Raw genomic sequence first — 15,090 nt, forward strand, 5'->3', positions numbered from 1 at the left:
CCATGCTGATCCCCCATCCACTTCTGGGCCCGCGCGATGCGCAGGAATTTACCTATCTGGGCGACGCTCGGCTCATCGACCGTCCAGACCCACCCGCGCCCGATGCCGAGGCCGCTTTTTGCGATTACGTCTTCCTGCGCGACAACCCGGCGGGCGTGCACCGCGAACTGTGGTTCCACGAGCAGGGTGACCGGTCATGGCTGGTGGTGACGCGCGACACGGTCACCCATGAAGTCCTCGGTGCGGAACTGGCCCGCAATGTGGCCCTTGGGCGGACGAGGTGCAGCAAATGACACGGCTAGCCGGAGGGCTGATTGACCGCTCGCAGACCCTGAACTTCACCTTCGACGGCAAACGGTATCACGGCCATGCCGGCGACACGCTCGCGTCTGCGCTTCTGGCCAATGGCGTGCGTCTTGTGGGCCGCAGCTTCAAGTATCACCGCCCGCGCGGGGTGCTCTCGGCCGGTTCGGAGGAACCGAACGCTCTGGTCGAACTGCGAACGGGGGCACGGCAGGAGCCGAACACGCGCGCCACCGTGGTAGAGCTGTTCGAGGGGCTGGAGGTGCGAAGCCAGAACCACTGGCCCTCACTCGGCTTCGACGCGTTGGCGATGAACGACCTGCTGTCGCCTTTCTTCACAGCCGGCTTCTACTACAAGACCTTCATGTGGCCCAAAGTCTTCTGGGAAAAGCTCTACGAGCCGGCGATCCGGAGAGCGGCGGGCCTGGGACGCCTCTCCAAGCAGGCCGACCCCGATGCATACGACAAGGGGTTCCTCCATTGCGACCTGCTGGTGATCGGAGGAGGTCCGGCCGGACTGGCTGCGGCGCTGACGGCGGCGCGCTCCGGCGCACGTGTGATTTTGGCCGACGAGGATTTCCGCCTGGGCGGGCGACTTCTGTCCGAGATGGAAACGCTGGACGGAGCGCCGGCCACCGAATGGGTCTCCGCATTGGAACGTGAGTTCGACAGCCTGCCGAACATTCGCGTGATGCGCCGCACCACGGTGTTCGGGGTCTATGATCACGGCATCTATGGCGCGGTGGAATGCGTTTCCGATCATCTCCCAGACGCGAGCGGGCGTGTGCGCCAGACTCTGTGGCGTATCACGGCGAAACGCGCGGTAGTGGCGGCGGGCGCGACAGAGCGGCCCATCGCCTTTGCCGATAATGACCGTCCGGGAATCATGTTGGCCGGCGCGATGCGGGCTTACGCCAATCGCTGGGCGGCATGCCCCTCCGAGACGGTCGCCGTCTTCACCAATAATGATGACGGTCATCGCACCGCGCGCGATCTCGCCGCCAAGGATGTCCAGATCGCCGCCGTCATCGACGCGCGCCCCGAGGCGAAGGCTCGCGGTGATTACCGACTGATCGCGGGGGGCATGGTGACTGGCTCACGCGGACGGCTAGGCCTAAAATCGGTCGAGGTTCAGGCCAACGGCAGGTCCGAATGGATCGAGTGCGGCGCGCTTGGGGTCTCTGGCGGCTGGAACCCGAATTTGCATCTCTTTTCGCATCATCGCGGTCGGCCTGTTTGGAATGAACCGCTGCAGGCGTTCCTGCCTGGGGAGGAGGGACCCCTAGGATTAATTCCGGCAGGTGCGGCGGCGGGCAATTTTTCCACCGCCGACGCCATGCGTTCCGGCGCGCAAGCCGCACAGCGTGCGATGGACGAACTTGGAATCGCGGCATCGTTGCCCGATTTGCCGCGCGCCGAGGAGGCAGACTACACGGTTGCGCCCGTCTTCCATGTACCCGGCAAGAAGCGCGCCTGGGTCGATTTCCAGAATGACGTGACGGTGAAGGACATCAAGCTCGCCCATGCCGAGAACATGCGGCCGGTGGAGCATTTGAAACGCTACACGACGCTGGGCATGGCGACGGACCAAGGCAAAACCTCAAATGTGACCGGTCTTGCCGTGATGGCGGAGCTGACCGGGAGGTCGATCCCGGAAACTGGAACAACGATTTTCCGCCCGCCTTACACTCCAGTGACGCTCTCTGTCCTGGGCGGCGGCGATATAGGGCGGCATTTCCGACCACGCCGCCTCACACCCACCCATCACTGGGCCGAGGCGCAGGGCGCGGTGTTCGTCGAGGTCGGCCAGTGGATGCGCGCGCAATATTTCCCGCGTGCGGGCGAAACGCATTGGCGCCAGAGCGTGGACCGCGAGGCCAGGGCCGTGCGCAGCGCAGTGGGCCTGTGCGATGTGACGACGCTCGGCAAAATCGATGTCCAGGGCGCGGACGCGGGCGAGTTTCTCAACCGGCTCTACTGCAATATCATGGCCAAGCTGAAAGTCGGCCGAGTCCGCTACGGGCTTATGCTGCGCGAAGACGGATTTGTCTATGACGATGGCACCTGCGCGCGGCTGGCCGAGGATCATTATGTAGTCACCACGACGACCGCCAACGCCGGTCTGGTCTACCGCAACATGGAATTCGCGAGGCAATGCCTGTGGCCGGAACTCGACGTCCAGCTCATCTCCACGACCGATGCTTGGGCGCAGATCGCCGTCGCCGGGCCCAAGTCGCGCGCTCTGCTCGCCCGCATCTTTGACGAGTTCGACCTGTCGAACGAGGCCTTCCCCTTCATGGCCTGCGCGGAGCTCACCGTCTGCGACGGGCTGCGCGCGCGGCTCTTCCGCATCTCCTTCTCGGGCGAACTCGCCTATGAGATTGCGGTTCCGGCACGATACGGCCACGCATTGATGGAGCGACTTATGGAGCTGGGTGCCGATCTCGGAGTGACGCCTTATGGAGTGGAAGCGCTGTCCGTGCTGCGGATCGAGAAGGGACACGCCGCCGGGGCCGAGTTGAACGGACAGACGACGGCCGCCATGGTCGGACTCGGCGGTATGGTGTCGCAGAAGAAGGATTCCGTCGGCGCCGTGATGTCGCGGCGCGAGGGCCTTGCGGGCGACAGGCGACGCCTGGTGGGGCTGCGGCCCGTCGATCCGGCCGGGAAGGTGGTCAGCGGCTCGCATCTTTTTGCCGAGGAGGCGCCGCAGAGTCTCGACACCGACCAAGGTTGGATCACGTCAGCCTGCTACAGTCCGCATGTCGGGTCGATGATCGGGCTTGGTTTCCTCGGGAATGGCGACGAACGACTGGGTGAGGTGATCGTGGCCGCGAACCCGCTTGAAGGCGAAAACGCGCGCCTGCGCGTGGTGTCGGCGCATTTCATCGATCCTGAAGGAGAACGTCTGCGTGACTGACCTGAGACCTATCACCGCGCTCGGTGCCGTAACGCCCGGATACGCATCCTTTGGAGCGATCGAGCTGCGGGAGAATGTCGGTCTCGCGCTTGCCTCGCTTGCGCTGCGCCGGGGAACTGTTGAGCCGACACCCTTTGGGCTCACTCTTCCCGGACCCGGCCGCTGGGTTGCAGGGCAGGGGGTTGCCGCGCTGTGGACCGGACCGGATCAGTGGACGATCGAGGGCGAAGGCTGCGCCGAGCTGGATTTTGCCGCCGAGCTCAAGCAACTCGCCCCCGGCTGCTCGGCAACCGAGCAAACCGATGGCTGGGTGGCGTTCGAGATTGTTTCGCGGGCCGGCACAGGGCCTCTCGAGGCGTTGCTGTCGAAGCTCGTTAATATCGACCTCGCGAATTTTGGTCCGGGCCGTGCGACACGGACCGGCGTTGAGCATATGAGCTGTTTCGTCATCCGCCGCGGCGACCTCCATGCCGCCATGCTGGGCGCGCGCTCATCAGCCGGATCGCTCTGGCACGCGCTGGAAACGGCTGCAAAGCGGCTCGAGGAGAAGGTGGCGTGACTGCCCAGATCACCGACGGAAAGGTGTCCGCGGCGCAGCTGCGTTCGAGAGTGGCTGCGCATATGGCGTGGCTCAATGGGGAGCACGGCATTGCGCCGGGGCTGGCTGTCGTTCTGGTGGGCGATGATCCGGCGTCGGAAGTCTAAGTGCGTAACAAAGGACGGTAGGCCCGCGAAGCTGGCATGAGGAGCCTTGAGTACAAGCTGCCCACTGAAACCTCTCAGGCCGATCTGCTTACTCTGATCGAGCGGCTGAATGCCGATCCCGGGATTCACGGCATTCTCGTCCAACTGCCTCTACCCAAACATCTGAACGCTGATCTGGTGATCAATGCGATCGATCCGGCAAAGGATATCGATGGATTTCACATTTTGAATGTCGGCCTTCTCGGCACCGGACAAAAGTTTACCGGTGTCGTGTACCCCGTGGTGCCTAAATGTTGCTGCGTGGCCATCTCGGCGATCTGTCCCGGCTCGCAGACATTCTGTTGGCTGTCATCGGCCGCCTCAAGATGATCTCCGGCGACTGGATCAAGGCAGGCGCCACGGCATCGATCGGAATGCGCGGGTCGGCAAGCAACGGCTGGTGGGCCACGTGGATTTCAGCAGCGCGGCCGAGATAAGGGGCGCCATAACACTGGCGCCCATGAAATAGCGCGTGGCGCCGGCGTAACGCGCCTTGGGCGCTTCTACGAGGACCCGTTGGACCTCCATCAGCTTCGACGCCTTCGGGCCCATTCCTACCGAGCGGAGGGGCTGCAATCCGCCTGTCTTGATGCCAAGAAGCCGGCTGAGCTGGACCTTGTTCGGATCGAAATTCCGGCGATTAACGGTTTGCGCCAGGAAGAGGACGTTGCCGAAGGGGTATCGTAACCTGCCCGAGCCTTTTCCAGGGTGCAGAACCCGCCGTCGGTAGATTGTGCGTATGGCATTGTCATTGTGGATTTCGATGCTTGGATCGAATCCTGTTCCTTTTGGATTCTGGTGCTTGCGGCTTCTTCCTCGCTGATTGAAAGCAATCGGAAAGCCGCCGCCCTCACGCCGTTCGTCGCGACGATTGTGAGTCCCCGAAAGTCCAAGCCGTTATCCAGGATCGGCGCGCTGTGGTCAGCCAGCCGACGGAGATCAGATCGCCGCCCGTCGCGGCAATAGCCCGTTGGCACGATTGAGCTTCCCCAATTATCAGTTAGCTGAGACCGTCTCTGCGCCCAATGTGGCTTCGTTTCGTAGGTTTGAAGTGCTTCTCCGAAGCTGCTGACGTTTCAAACCGTATCGCTTTGTGCACCCCATATTTCAGTAGCCGGCGCATTTTGGAGTAAATCGCTACCCCTCGTGCGTTACGCTCAAGACAACGATGATGCAGGCGGAACCGCTCAAGCAAAAGGGGAACAATAATGACGAACAAAGGAAGCCATATAAGCCGCCGTGCCTTTCTCAAGACCGGTGCAGCGCTAGGCGGAGGCGTTATCGCTGCCGGCATGCCGCTCTCAGACGCCATCTGGGCCGCCGAGGGCAAAGTGCTCAAGGCGCGCTCCGTTCGTGGTGTCAACGTGCTCGATCCAGGCTTCTATCAAGGTGACTCCGATGTCCAGGTGATGCACTGCATCTATTCGAAGCTAACGCGTTACAAGCCGGGCTCCGAATGGAGCTGGGAGCTGGAGGTGGCGGAACAGGTAGAGCAGGTCGACCCAACGCACATCCGCTTCCGCTTGAAGAAAGGCATCATGTTCACCGGCGGTTACGGCGAAATGACCGCCAAGGACGTGAAATTCTCGTTCGAGCGCGTCATCAAGCACAATTCGCCGGTAAAACCTGATTGGGGTTCGCTCGACCGCGTCGAGATTGAGAATGACTACACGGGCGTTATCGTGCTGAAGACGCCCTTCGTGCCGCTCTGGAATCTCGCGCTCCCCTTTGGGGTTGGCCACATCGTTTCCGAGGATGCCGTGATGAAGGCAACTAAGGACGGCGGTGATTTCGGCATGAAGCCGCCCGCTTTCTCTGGCCCGTATGTGCTCGCCGAGTGGAAGCAAAACCAGTATATGCTGTTAACACGGAACCCGGACTGGTCCGGACCAAAGCCAGGGTTCGACGAGATACGCATCGTGCCGATGGAAGACCATAAAACGGCGGAACGCGCCTATCAGGCGGGTGACGTCGACTTCACTCGTATCAGTCTGGATTCGCTGGCGACCTTGAAGAGTAATCCGCTCGCGAACACCAAGTTAGAGCAAAAGGCTTCGCTCGAGTACTTCTGGCTCGGCATGAATATGGAGCACCCGAAGCTGAAAGACATCAACGTCCGCAAGGCGGTTCAATGGGCGATCAATGTGCCACAGATCCTGGATACTGCCTTTGCGGGCCAGGTCAACGTTGCGACAGGCACGATTGCGCCGGGCCTCATAGGGCACCGCCCAAAAACGCTTGTGCCGCCGGAAGGTGATCTCGAGAAGGCAAAGGAGTTCCTCGAAAAGGCCGGTGTCAGTGACCTGGCTTTGACGATCGATTGCCTGAACGACAGCCTTTCTTCGACCATAGCTCAGACGATTCAGGCTCAATTGTCCCAAATCGGCATCGCGGCCGAGGTCAATCTCCGTGACTCCGGCTCGTGGTGGACACTCGGCATGGAGTCTGAGGGCGAGCAATGGAAAAACGTACAACTTATGGTAAACAACTATTCCAGTGCGCCTGACCCCTACGCAGCGACCACCTATTTTATCCAAGACCAGGTTGGCGTGTGGAACTGGGAGCGCTTCCGCAGCGATCGTTTTGATGAGCTAAACGCTAAAGCGGTTACCGTTGAGGATCCCAACGAGCGGGCAAAGCTATACTATGAGATGCAGGATATAATGGAAGATTCCGGCGCCTACCGGTTCCTGACCAATGGTGCGACGCCGATCTTGTCCCGCTCCACGCAGATCAAAGCAGCGACCCGTCCGGACGGGTTCCCCCTGTTTTTGGATTTCAAGCCAGCTTCGGCTTGAGCAATGTGATCGAGCCGGAGCAATGTGGCTCTACCTCCTTAAACGAATCGTCCTCGCGGTCGCAATCACTGTGACCGCGGTGGCGCTTCTGTTTCTGATGATACATGCCGTGCCCGGCGATCCGGCCGCGGCTATGCTCGGCCCGCGCGCAACGCCGGAGATGAAGGAACAGCTCCATCAGCAGATGGGGCTCGACAAGCCGCTTATTGTACAGATCATTATATTTTTCGGTGGACTGCTCCATGGCGATCTCGGTTCTGACGTGTTCAGCCAGAGACCTGTCGCCGACATCGTATTCGAGCAATTGCCCTATACGATTGGCCTGATCCTGATCTCGATTTTATGGGCCGCCGCTGTTGGCGTGCCGCTCGGCTGTTACTCGGCCGTGCGGCGGAATTCCGTGGTTGATCAGGTCGTCGGCGTTATGGCGGTGGCTACAATCGCCATTCCTTCCTTCGTCGTGGCGGTTTACGCACTGCTGATCTTCGCGGTTACTCTCCGCTGGCTGCCGGCGATTGGGGTTGGAAACGGCTTCCGGGACGGGTTGATCCATCTGATCCTGCCGAGCTTCGCCATGGGAATCGGCTGGGTTGGCTACATCTCGCGACTGGTGCGTGCATCCATGCTTGAAGTTCTCGGTGAGAACCACATCCGAATGGCTCGCTCCTTCGGGATTTCGGAGTGGCGCATCGTTGCACGTTACGCATTGCCGCTGGCAATTTTGCCGACCGTGACAATCCTCGGCGTAGGCATTGCTTGGTTACTCTCTACTGCAGTATTTGTGGAGGTGGTCTTCGCAAGGCCTGGCATCGGCGCTCTGATCGTGCAGGCGGTCAATTCCCGCAACTATCCGATCGTCATGGGCGTAGTCCTGGTCACAACGGTCCTGATCGTCATTTCAACGACGCTCTCGGATCTGATCAATGCCGGTCTTGATCCACGAACCCGGGAAAAGTTATAGCCATGGCGAGCATTGAAGCCATTGGCCCAGAAGCCGACGTAGGGCGGCAGAGTGCCAGCGCCTTTCGCGCCTTCCTGCGGCAGTTGCGCAAGAACCGTCTCGGCATGCTGGGCGCAGTGCTCGTCCTGGTCGTGATGGCGAGTGCGATCTTTGCTCCCCTCATCATCACACATGATCCGATCCGCATCATGGTTGGGCCACGTTTGGCAGGACCTTCGCCCGAGTTTCTTCTGGGTACTGACCAACTTGGCCGTGATACCTTTTCCCGTACCATCATGGGCGGCCGCATCCCGCTTCTGGTCGCGTTCGCGTCACTAGGCAGTTCGCTTGTCGTCGGGCTCGTGCTTGGCCTCATCGCCGGGTTCGGGCCGCGCTGGCTCGACAACTTGCTCCTGCTTATCTTCGATACGATCCGCTCGTTTCCCGGCATCATTTTTGCGCTGGCCGTCATCGCGCTCCTGGGGCCAAGTATTGGTAGCGTGATTTTGGTCATCGCAGTAACATCTATGCCGATCTATGCGCGCGTCGTGCGCACCCAAACGCATGCTCTGCGCAACAGTGATTACATCGACGCGGAGCGTAGCATGGGCGCCAGCACGAGGCGCATCCTCTTCGTGCACATGCTGCCAAACGTGATCGGTCCGCTTCTCATTCTTGTGAGCATGGATGTGCCGGCGGTGATCGCAGTGGAAGCAGGTCTCAGCTTTCTCGGCATGGGCGTGCGCCCACCCACACCCGACTGGGGCTCGATCCTGAATGATGGCTATAGCTACATAAATCAGACGGGATGGCTGGTCTTTGCCGGCGGTATTCCAATCGTCATTGCCACACTCGGCTTCACATTCCTTGGCGAAGCACTGCGTGACACATTCGATCCCAAATTGCGGAAAGACCTATGAGACGCGAGAACCTGACACAGCCGATCTCCGTTCGTCCGGTGCTCGAAGTCTCCGGTCTCAATCTTGATTTCGGCACACCGCGAGGGCGTGTTCACGCCCTGCGCAATGTCTCGCTCGAGGTGGCGCCCGGACAGGTGGTCGGTATTGTTGGGGAAAGCGGATCCGGAAAATCAACGCTAGCCTATTCGGTGATGGGCCTGCTTCCCGAAAATGCTGAGGTTACAGCCGGCAGCATAGTGTTCGAGGGACGCGACCTACTCACACTGTCTTCCCAAGCACGACGGAGTCTGATGGGCGATCGCCTCTCAATGATCTTTCAGGATCCGATGACCGCCCTCAATCCCGTGCGGACAATCGAAAGCCAGATGATCGATATCCAACACCACGAACAAAGAAGCCGCAGCGAAAAACGCGCGCGTGCCATCGACATGCTCAAGCGTGTGGGAATTCCCGATCCGCAAAGCCGGATCAGCGGTCATCCGCATCAGTTCTCCGGTGGCATGCGCCAACGCATCTGCATCGCCATGGCGCTGCTTGTGAAGCCGGTACTCCTCATTGCCGACGAACCCACCACAGCGCTTGATGCAACGCTGGAGGTTCAGATCATTCATCTGCTCAAAGATCTGCAAAGGGAGATCGGTTGCTCGATCCTCTTTGTCTCCCATCATCTCGGCGTCGTGGCCGAACTGTGCGATCACGTTGCCGTCATGTATGCGGGCGAGGTGGTGGAGCAGGGGGCTGTACGGGACATCTTCCATAACCCAGCCCATCCCTACACTCGTGCGTTGCTTGAGTGCGATCCCGGACGGATCAGACAAAGGACGCGCAATTTGCCGACCATTCCAGGAGAGGTACCTAGTCTTTTCGGCAGCAACAAAGGGTGCATCTTTCGCCCGCGGTGCCCTCATGCCTTCGATCGCTGCGTACAGGAGACCCCAGTCGAATACCGAATAGGAGTTGATCAGTTGGCGCGATGCCACATGCTCGACCGAGGACGGGTGCTCGTAGCATGAGTGCGCTGCTGCGTGTCCAGGACCTCCGCGTGCGCTTCCGCACAATGGGCCCGCTGAAGGCGCTCGCAACGGGCACGAAAGCACCTTTCATTGATGCAGTGTGCGGTGTTTCCTTTCAAATCCGCAAGGGGGAGACACTTGCCCTCGTCGGTGAAAGCGGCTCGGGCAAGTCCACCATCGCGCGCACCATCATTGGCCTGCAGCCTGCTTTAAGCGGCAGCATCCGTTTCGGGGCACAGGAGCTAATCGGTCTCACAGCGACCGAACGCATGCCTTACCTGCGTCGCATGGCGATGATGTTCCAGGATCCGGTCGGCTCGCTGTCGCCGCGGCTGACCGTGCAGTCGCTTCTCGCGGAGCCCTTCCGCATTCATGGCGTAAGCAATCGGGACGGCGGCGCCGAAGCAGAGCGCCTGTTGCGCATGGTCGGCTTGCCTGCGGATGTTGGCCGCCGCTACCCCCACCAGCTCTCTGGCGGGCAGGCCCGGCGCGTTGGCGTCGCGCGTGCCCTTGCCCTCAATCCAGAACTGATCATCGCCGATGAGCCTACAGCGGGATTGGATGTTTCAGTGCAGGGTGAGGTGCTCAATCTCCTTGCTCGCCTGCAGGATGAACTCGGGATCGCCATCCTCATCATAACGCACAACCTCAATGTGGTCCGCCACATGGCTGATCGTATGGCGATCATGTATCTCGGCCGGGTTGTTGAAACTGGCTCAACCCAACACATTTTCGATTATCCGCGCCATCCTTATACGCAGGCCTTGCTATCGGCGAATCCAGTGCCCGATCCAGATGCGGTTCTCAACCGCATCGAGATAAAGGGCGAGGTGCCGAGCATGCTCAGAAGGCCATCCGGCTGCGAGTTCCACACCCGATGCCAGTACGCGCAGGAAATCTGTAGAGGTGTGTTTCCCGAACCTTCAGCCAGCGGAGACGACGCGGAACATAGCTTCAAATGCCATTTCCCGCTGAAGCACGAATCTGGGCCGCGTTGGGAAAAATCGACCGCTCTCACCAGTTGAACCCGACTGACGGCATGAGTGCGGTTGCGCTCATCGTTTTGCCCATGTTCTGTTCGCTCCAAATCACAAGCACGAGGATCGCTGGAATATACCACGGCGAATCCGGTATGGACTTTGAACATCGGCTCACTTGGCCATTTCCCGTGAACCGTACCGGGGGATGTTCTAAAGTCGACCAACAGCGAAAGTAATCGGCTGAATCGTTGAGCGCCCGAACGCCGGACGCTGCACAATTGGAAACATCGAGATTGTGGCGGTAATGGCGTAGCCTTCCCGCATACGGACAGTTACGCAACGCGGTCGACGAGGCCTTCGACTCTTTGGGACGCGACCTATTCAGAGTTTACGCTTAAACCCAGGCCGAGGAGCCGGCGCGGCCGCCGGAGGAGAGGGCCAGGATAGTGACAGAGAGCGACGAGGTGGACGAGACGGTTTGTTGCGTGGCACGCCCGGATGAGGCCTTTCCCCGCAGCAATTGTTCACCTGGCGTCGGGCCGCTCGCCGGGCGATTTAGGAGGCAGCGATATCGGAATCATATGTTCGGCGGTGGTGACGCGGCGCCTCCGGAGCCCGCCGCGAAGCGTGCGGCAGAAGACTGGGAAGGGAGAGCCGGCTCGAGACGCTGGTGTGAGCGAACTCGAGATCGGCGGCGTCGCAATGCGGGTGGGTCGTGGGGCGGATTCGAACGCGGTTGCAGCGGTAATCCGCGCGCTGAGGCGACATCGTCATCGGGGCCGACGGGGGCGATCAAGGTCATGGTGGCGACCAAGCCGGTCGACTTCCACAAGGGAGCCGAAGGCTTGGCGGCGCTTATAGGCGAGGCGATTGCCGGATCCGTTTTTGGGCGCGCTTACGTGTTCCGGGCTAACCGGGCCGATCGGACTAAGCCCGCGTACTTCGAGGGCACGGGCATGCATGTTCGCCAATCGGCTGGAGGATGGTAAGTTCTGCTGGCCGGGCGCTACCGATGGAGTCGTGCGCAGCTGCGACGTCCGATCGCAGCACCTTGCACCACCTTCCGGGAGATCTTCAACTCCCGGCAGAACGCCTTGATGACTTCCCCTGCAACCCGTGACAACCGACGGATCTTTGCAATCGTCTCCACAACCAACATCCAAAACACAGATGCCTGCAATCAAGCCGGAGGCATCTTGATGGCCCCACATTAAGGGGTCCCGTTTGGATTAAAATCACTCCTCACTCATTCGCTGAAAAATCGCGCCCTTGTGTCCGATTGAGGCGACGGCTGCCTCTTGCAATCTCCGGGCCGAGATTGATATGCCTATTTCAGTTTGTGGCCAAAAACTGAAACGAACATAGCGGCGGCTGGTGCAATGTCAGAAATTGTAGTCATAGCGGACGTATCCAATGGATGACCTAGATCGAAGGATTCTTACGGTACTGCAAGCCAACAACCGGCTCTCATTTGCAGAACTGGCGGAATTGGCTGGTTCCTCGGCAGCGTCATGCATGCGTCGCGTTAACAAGCTCCGTTCCGATGGCGTGATAATCGCGGATATCTCGCTGGTGGATCCGAAAGCTGTTGGCAAATCGCTTACCGTTATTGTCACGGTAGAGCTAGACCGCGAGCGTCTTGACCTTGTCGACGAGTTCAAACGCGCGATGCGTGCTGCCAAGGAGGTTACCCAATGCTACATGGTCACGGGCGACGCTGACTTCGTCCTGGTTGTGGCGGTCGAGGACGTCGAGGCTTTTGACGTTTTCGTCAAAACGAAGCTCTATACCAACCCCAATGTTCGTAAATTCCGGAGCATGATTGCGCTTGATCGTGTCAAGTTCGAGCCGCGGGTTACGATTTAGCGTTGCGATGAAGTCATCACTTCGGGCCTCCTTTTGAAATTGCCATTGCGTGTCGAGCCCGAGATTGAGCTCTTTAGCCTAAGCATCCGTGCGATGTAGAGCGGCCAGGTTGTGAGTTGCCCGACTGTTCGACGCGGGCAAGTCAACCATCGCGGGTGTAAGGAAAAAAATGAATGGCGTCCTCAATGACACAGCTTCTGTCTGCTCTTCCGACTGTTGATGAGCATCACGTTGATAGGCGTCTCTATCCACACGGAGTCGCGTTCATGGATGGGCAATACCTTCCGATGTCGGAGGCCAAGATCTCCGTTCTCGATTGGGGATTCCTGCACTCTGACGCTACTTATGACACTGTGCACGTCTGGAATGGCAAGTTCTTCCGGTTGGATTTGCATCTTGACCGTTTCTTCGGGGGCGTCGAACGGCTGCGAATGAAGCTGCCCTATGATCGCGAGAAAATAGTGGCGATCCTCAAACATTGCGTCGCTTTGTCTGGCTACAAATCGGCTTACGTCGAGATGATTTGCACGCGCGGTTCATCACCAACATTCAGCCGCGATCCCCGTCAAGCAGAGAATCGCTTCATCGCGTTTGCTGTTCCCTTTGGGTCAGTTGCCAATAAGGAGCAACTGGAAAGAGGCCTGCACGTCGCCATCAGTGAGGCTGTCCGTATTCCGCCTAAATCGGTCGATCCTGCAATCAAGAACTATCATTGGCTCGATCTCGTGAAGGGTCTCTTCGACGCCTATGACATGGGGGCAGAGACGGCGCTGATCCTAGATACGAGCGGGAATATTGCGGAGGGCCCCGGCTTCAATGTGTTTGCTATCAAGGACGGATCCCTGAAGACACCTGCTTTTGGGGTATTGCCGGGCATCACGCGCCGCACTGTCTTCGATCTTTGTGCCGAGATCGGATTGTTGGCCACGGCTGCTGATATCAGTCGTGCCGAAATCCAAAGGGCTGACGAGGTTTTCATCACATCGACCGCCGGCGGCATTATGCCCGTGACGCGTATCGATGACACGGCGATCTCCCATGGGAAGGTCGGACCCATCACCCTCCGACTGATGAATCTTTACTGGCAAAAGCACGATGATCCAGCATGGTCGACTGCTGTTGTCTACCCGTAGCGGCGCGATGCGGTTGGCCGAGCGGCGTGTTCAGCGCTCGACCTGTCGTCAGTTGACGTCTCTCCTGATAGCTTGGGGAGTCGCAGTAGTTCAGGTGGCGTTTAGAGGCAGTCGTGTGCCAGTGGGCTGCTCGGGCACCCATCAGTAAAGATTTGGAAGTACCGATTTTCCGTTGAAATAGCGAAGATCACCGTGCGCCGTTCCACACGGCGTGTCGACCGTGGCGTTTGCCACCGTAGCGTCTGGAGCCAGGAATGCCAATTCACAAGAGGGGCCTATGACCGCGAGCTTCATTGGCCATCTGTTGATTGAACTTGAAAGCCTGAAGAAGGCCGGCCTATACAAATCCGAGCGCGTCATCGCCTCGACGCAGGCACGCGAGATCGAGCTCACGGATGGCGGCAAAGTCCTGAATTTCTGCTCCAATAACTACCTCGGGCTTGCCGACGATAAATATCTGCGAGACCTGGCTAAGGATGCGCTCGACCGCTACGGATACGGTATGGCCTCAGTCCGCTTTATCTGCGGCACTCAAGAAGTGCACAAGCTACTCGAGACGCGCATCTCCTCATTTCTCAACACCGAAGATACCATTCTCTATTCATCCTGCTTTGACGCTAATGCCGGTTTGTTCGAAACGCTGCTCGGCGAGGAGGACGCCGTCATTTCCGATGCTCTGAACCATGCTTCTATCATAGACGGCGTTCGGCTCTCAAAGGCCAAGCGCTTCCGCTATGCCAACAATGACATGGCCTCGCTCGAGGAGGAACTGAAGAGGGCCGAAGGCAGCCGTTTCAAGATGATTGCAACAGACGGCGTTTTTTCGATGGACGGCATCATCGCCAATTTGAAAGGCATATGCGATCTAGCGGAGAAGTATGGCGCCATGGTCATGGTGGACGACAGCCATGCCGTTGGCGTCGTCGGCAAGCATGGCCACGGATCGGCCGAACATTGCGATGTCCAGGGTAGGGTGGATATCATCACCGGCACGCTGGGCAAGGCGCTCGGCGGGGCCTCGGGTGGCTACGCGTCAGGCAAGCGCGAGCTCATCGACTGGCTTCGCCAACGCTCGCGGCCATATCTCTTCTCCAATACACTCATGCCCGCCATTGCAGCAGCCTCGCTGAAGGTGTTCGATCTAATCGAGCAAGGCGATAAGCTACGCGAAACTCTCTATACCAATGCTCACCGCTTCCGTTCGAAGATGTCGAAAGCGGGCTTCAGGCTGACTGGTGCGGACCATCCGATCATCCCCGTCCTGCTTGGTGATGCCGCTTTGGCTCAGGCGATGGCGGAACACCTGCTCCAGCGCGGCATATATGTGATCGGATTCTCCTTCCCAGTCGTGCAAAAGGGTCATGCCCGCATTCGGACCCAGATCTCTGCCGCGCATTCGGAGACCGATATCGACTGCGCGGTCGAGGCTTTCATCGAAGTGGGTAGGGACTTGGGAGTCATCTGACAGTTGCG

13 protein-coding genes and 1 pseudogene are annotated in these 15,090 nt (G+C 59.3%); 13 read left to right on the top strand and 1 reads right to left on the bottom strand.

All coding sequences use genetic code 11. The features are described 5' to 3' along the window. Nucleotides 1-2: 2 nt before the first annotated feature. From EJ069_RS27170 to EJ069_RS33045, 5 genes are read left to right on the top strand one after another with little or no spacing between them, the layout of a single operon-like run. A complete protein-coding gene (locus tag EJ069_RS27170) occupies nt 3-293 on the top strand; it encodes a sarcosine oxidase subunit delta (RefSeq protein ID WP_126063854.1) in 291 nt (96 codons plus the stop codon). After that, the gene (locus EJ069_RS27175; protein ID WP_126063855.1) at nt 290-3,223 is read left to right on the top strand and encodes a sarcosine oxidase subunit alpha family protein; all 2,934 of its coding nucleotides are present in this window, start codon (nt 290-292) and stop codon (nt 3,221-3,223) included. Before EJ069_RS27170 ends, EJ069_RS27175 begins: the two co-directional genes overlap by 4 nt. Then, nucleotides 3,147-3,782, top strand: a complete 636-nt coding sequence (locus EJ069_RS27180; protein ID WP_245456310.1) for a sarcosine oxidase subunit gamma — start codon at nt 3,147-3,149, stop codon at nt 3,780-3,782. The genes EJ069_RS27175 and EJ069_RS27180 overlap by 77 nt, the downstream gene beginning before the upstream one ends. Continuing rightward, complete coding sequence (locus EJ069_RS33040; RefSeq protein ID WP_206616872.1) at nt 3,779-3,928, top strand: hypothetical protein; 150 nt, start codon at nt 3,779-3,781, stop codon at nt 3,926-3,928. The genes EJ069_RS27180 and EJ069_RS33040 overlap by 4 nt, the downstream gene beginning before the upstream one ends. A gap of 36 nt (nt 3,929-3,964) precedes the next feature. Continuing rightward, a complete protein-coding gene (locus tag EJ069_RS33045) occupies nt 3,965-4,297 on the top strand; it encodes a tetrahydrofolate dehydrogenase/cyclohydrolase catalytic domain-containing protein (protein ID WP_206616871.1) in 333 nt (110 codons plus the stop codon). Between the two features lie 120 nt (nt 4,298-4,417). Here the strand turns inward: EJ069_RS33045 and EJ069_RS33500 are convergent. Continuing rightward, nucleotides 4,418-4,713, bottom strand: a pseudogene (locus tag EJ069_RS33500) (biotin synthase); the annotation flags it as partial. Nucleotides 4,714-5,175: 462 nt separating this feature from the next. Between EJ069_RS33500 and EJ069_RS27195 the strand changes: the two are divergent. The 8 genes from EJ069_RS27195 to EJ069_RS27235 all read left to right on the top strand — a co-directional run bounded on the left by EJ069_RS27195 (nt 5,176) and on the right by EJ069_RS27235 (nt 15,082). Continuing rightward, nucleotides 5,176-6,765 carry an ABC transporter substrate-binding protein gene (locus tag EJ069_RS27195; RefSeq protein WP_126063856.1) on the top strand — a complete coding sequence of 530 codons (1,590 nt, stop codon included), beginning with the start codon at nt 5,176-5,178 and terminating at the stop codon, nt 6,763-6,765. A 22-nt stretch (nt 6,766-6,787) separates the two neighbouring features. Beyond that, a complete protein-coding gene (locus EJ069_RS27200; RefSeq protein WP_126063857.1) occupies nt 6,788-7,726 on the top strand; it encodes an ABC transporter permease in 939 nt (312 codons plus the stop codon). A 2-nt stretch (nt 7,727-7,728) separates the two neighbouring features. Beyond that, nucleotides 7,729-8,625, top strand: a complete 897-nt coding sequence (locus EJ069_RS27205) for an ABC transporter permease (RefSeq protein ID WP_126063858.1) — start codon at nt 7,729-7,731, stop codon at nt 8,623-8,625. Further along, a complete protein-coding gene (locus EJ069_RS27210) occupies nt 8,622-9,638 on the top strand; it encodes an ABC transporter ATP-binding protein (protein WP_126063859.1) in 1,017 nt (338 codons plus the stop codon). Before EJ069_RS27205 ends, EJ069_RS27210 begins: the two co-directional genes overlap by 4 nt. Continuing rightward, nucleotides 9,635-10,663, top strand: coding sequence for an ABC transporter ATP-binding protein (locus tag EJ069_RS27215; RefSeq protein WP_126063860.1), 1,029 nt, complete (start codon nt 9,635-9,637; stop codon nt 10,661-10,663). Before EJ069_RS27210 ends, EJ069_RS27215 begins: the two co-directional genes overlap by 4 nt. Nucleotides 10,664-12,031: 1,368 nt before the next feature. After that, nucleotides 12,032-12,484 (top strand): Lrp/AsnC family transcriptional regulator, encoded by a 453-nt coding sequence (locus tag EJ069_RS27225; RefSeq protein WP_126063862.1) that lies wholly within the window; start codon nt 12,032-12,034, stop codon nt 12,482-12,484. A 185-nt stretch (nt 12,485-12,669) separates the two neighbouring features. Continuing rightward, nucleotides 12,670-13,617: an aminotransferase class IV gene (locus EJ069_RS27230; protein WP_245456313.1), complete on the top strand. Its 948-nt coding sequence runs from the start codon at nt 12,670-12,672 to the stop codon at nt 13,615-13,617. 277 nt (nt 13,618-13,894) lie between these two features. Next, on the top strand, nt 13,895-15,082 hold the full coding sequence (locus EJ069_RS27235) for a glycine C-acetyltransferase (RefSeq protein WP_126063864.1): 1,188 nt from the start codon (nt 13,895-13,897) through the stop codon (nt 15,080-15,082). Nucleotides 15,083-15,090 lie beyond the last annotated feature (8 nt).

Origin of the sequence: Mesorhizobium sp. M2A.F.Ca.ET.043.05.1.1, from assembly GCF_003952445.1 — a bacterium.
In the GTDB taxonomy this organism is placed as follows: domain Bacteria; phylum Pseudomonadota; class Alphaproteobacteria; order Rhizobiales; family Rhizobiaceae; genus Mesorhizobium.

What these genes read in the sequence shown, in the direction of transcription:
- EJ069_RS27170 (WP_126063854.1), top strand. Translation starts at nt 3, where the DNA reads ATGCTGATCCCCCATCCACTTCTGGGCCCGCGCGATGCGCAGGAATTT.
- EJ069_RS27175 (WP_126063855.1), top strand. Translation starts at nt 290, where the DNA reads ATGACACGGCTAGCCGGAGGGCTGATTGACCGCTCGCAGACCCTGAAC.
- EJ069_RS33045 (WP_206616871.1), top strand. Translation starts at nt 3,965, where the DNA reads ATGAGGAGCCTTGAGTACAAGCTGCCCACTGAAACCTCTCAGGCCGAT.
- EJ069_RS27195 (WP_126063856.1), top strand. Translation starts at nt 5,176, where the DNA reads ATGACGAACAAAGGAAGCCATATAAGCCGCCGTGCCTTTCTCAAGACC.
- EJ069_RS27200 (WP_126063857.1), top strand. Translation starts at nt 6,788, where the DNA reads ATGTGGCTCTACCTCCTTAAACGAATCGTCCTCGCGGTCGCAATCACT.
- EJ069_RS27205 (WP_126063858.1), top strand. Translation starts at nt 7,729, where the DNA reads ATGGCGAGCATTGAAGCCATTGGCCCAGAAGCCGACGTAGGGCGGCAG.
- EJ069_RS27210 (WP_126063859.1), top strand. Translation starts at nt 8,622, where the DNA reads ATGAGACGCGAGAACCTGACACAGCCGATCTCCGTTCGTCCGGTGCTC.
- EJ069_RS27215 (WP_126063860.1), top strand. Translation starts at nt 9,635, where the DNA reads ATGAGTGCGCTGCTGCGTGTCCAGGACCTCCGCGTGCGCTTCCGCACA.
- EJ069_RS27225 (WP_126063862.1), top strand. Translation starts at nt 12,032, where the DNA reads ATGGATGACCTAGATCGAAGGATTCTTACGGTACTGCAAGCCAACAAC.
- EJ069_RS27230 (WP_245456313.1), top strand. Translation starts at nt 12,670, where the DNA reads ATGACACAGCTTCTGTCTGCTCTTCCGACTGTTGATGAGCATCACGTT.
- EJ069_RS27235 (WP_126063864.1), top strand. Translation starts at nt 13,895, where the DNA reads ATGACCGCGAGCTTCATTGGCCATCTGTTGATTGAACTTGAAAGCCTG.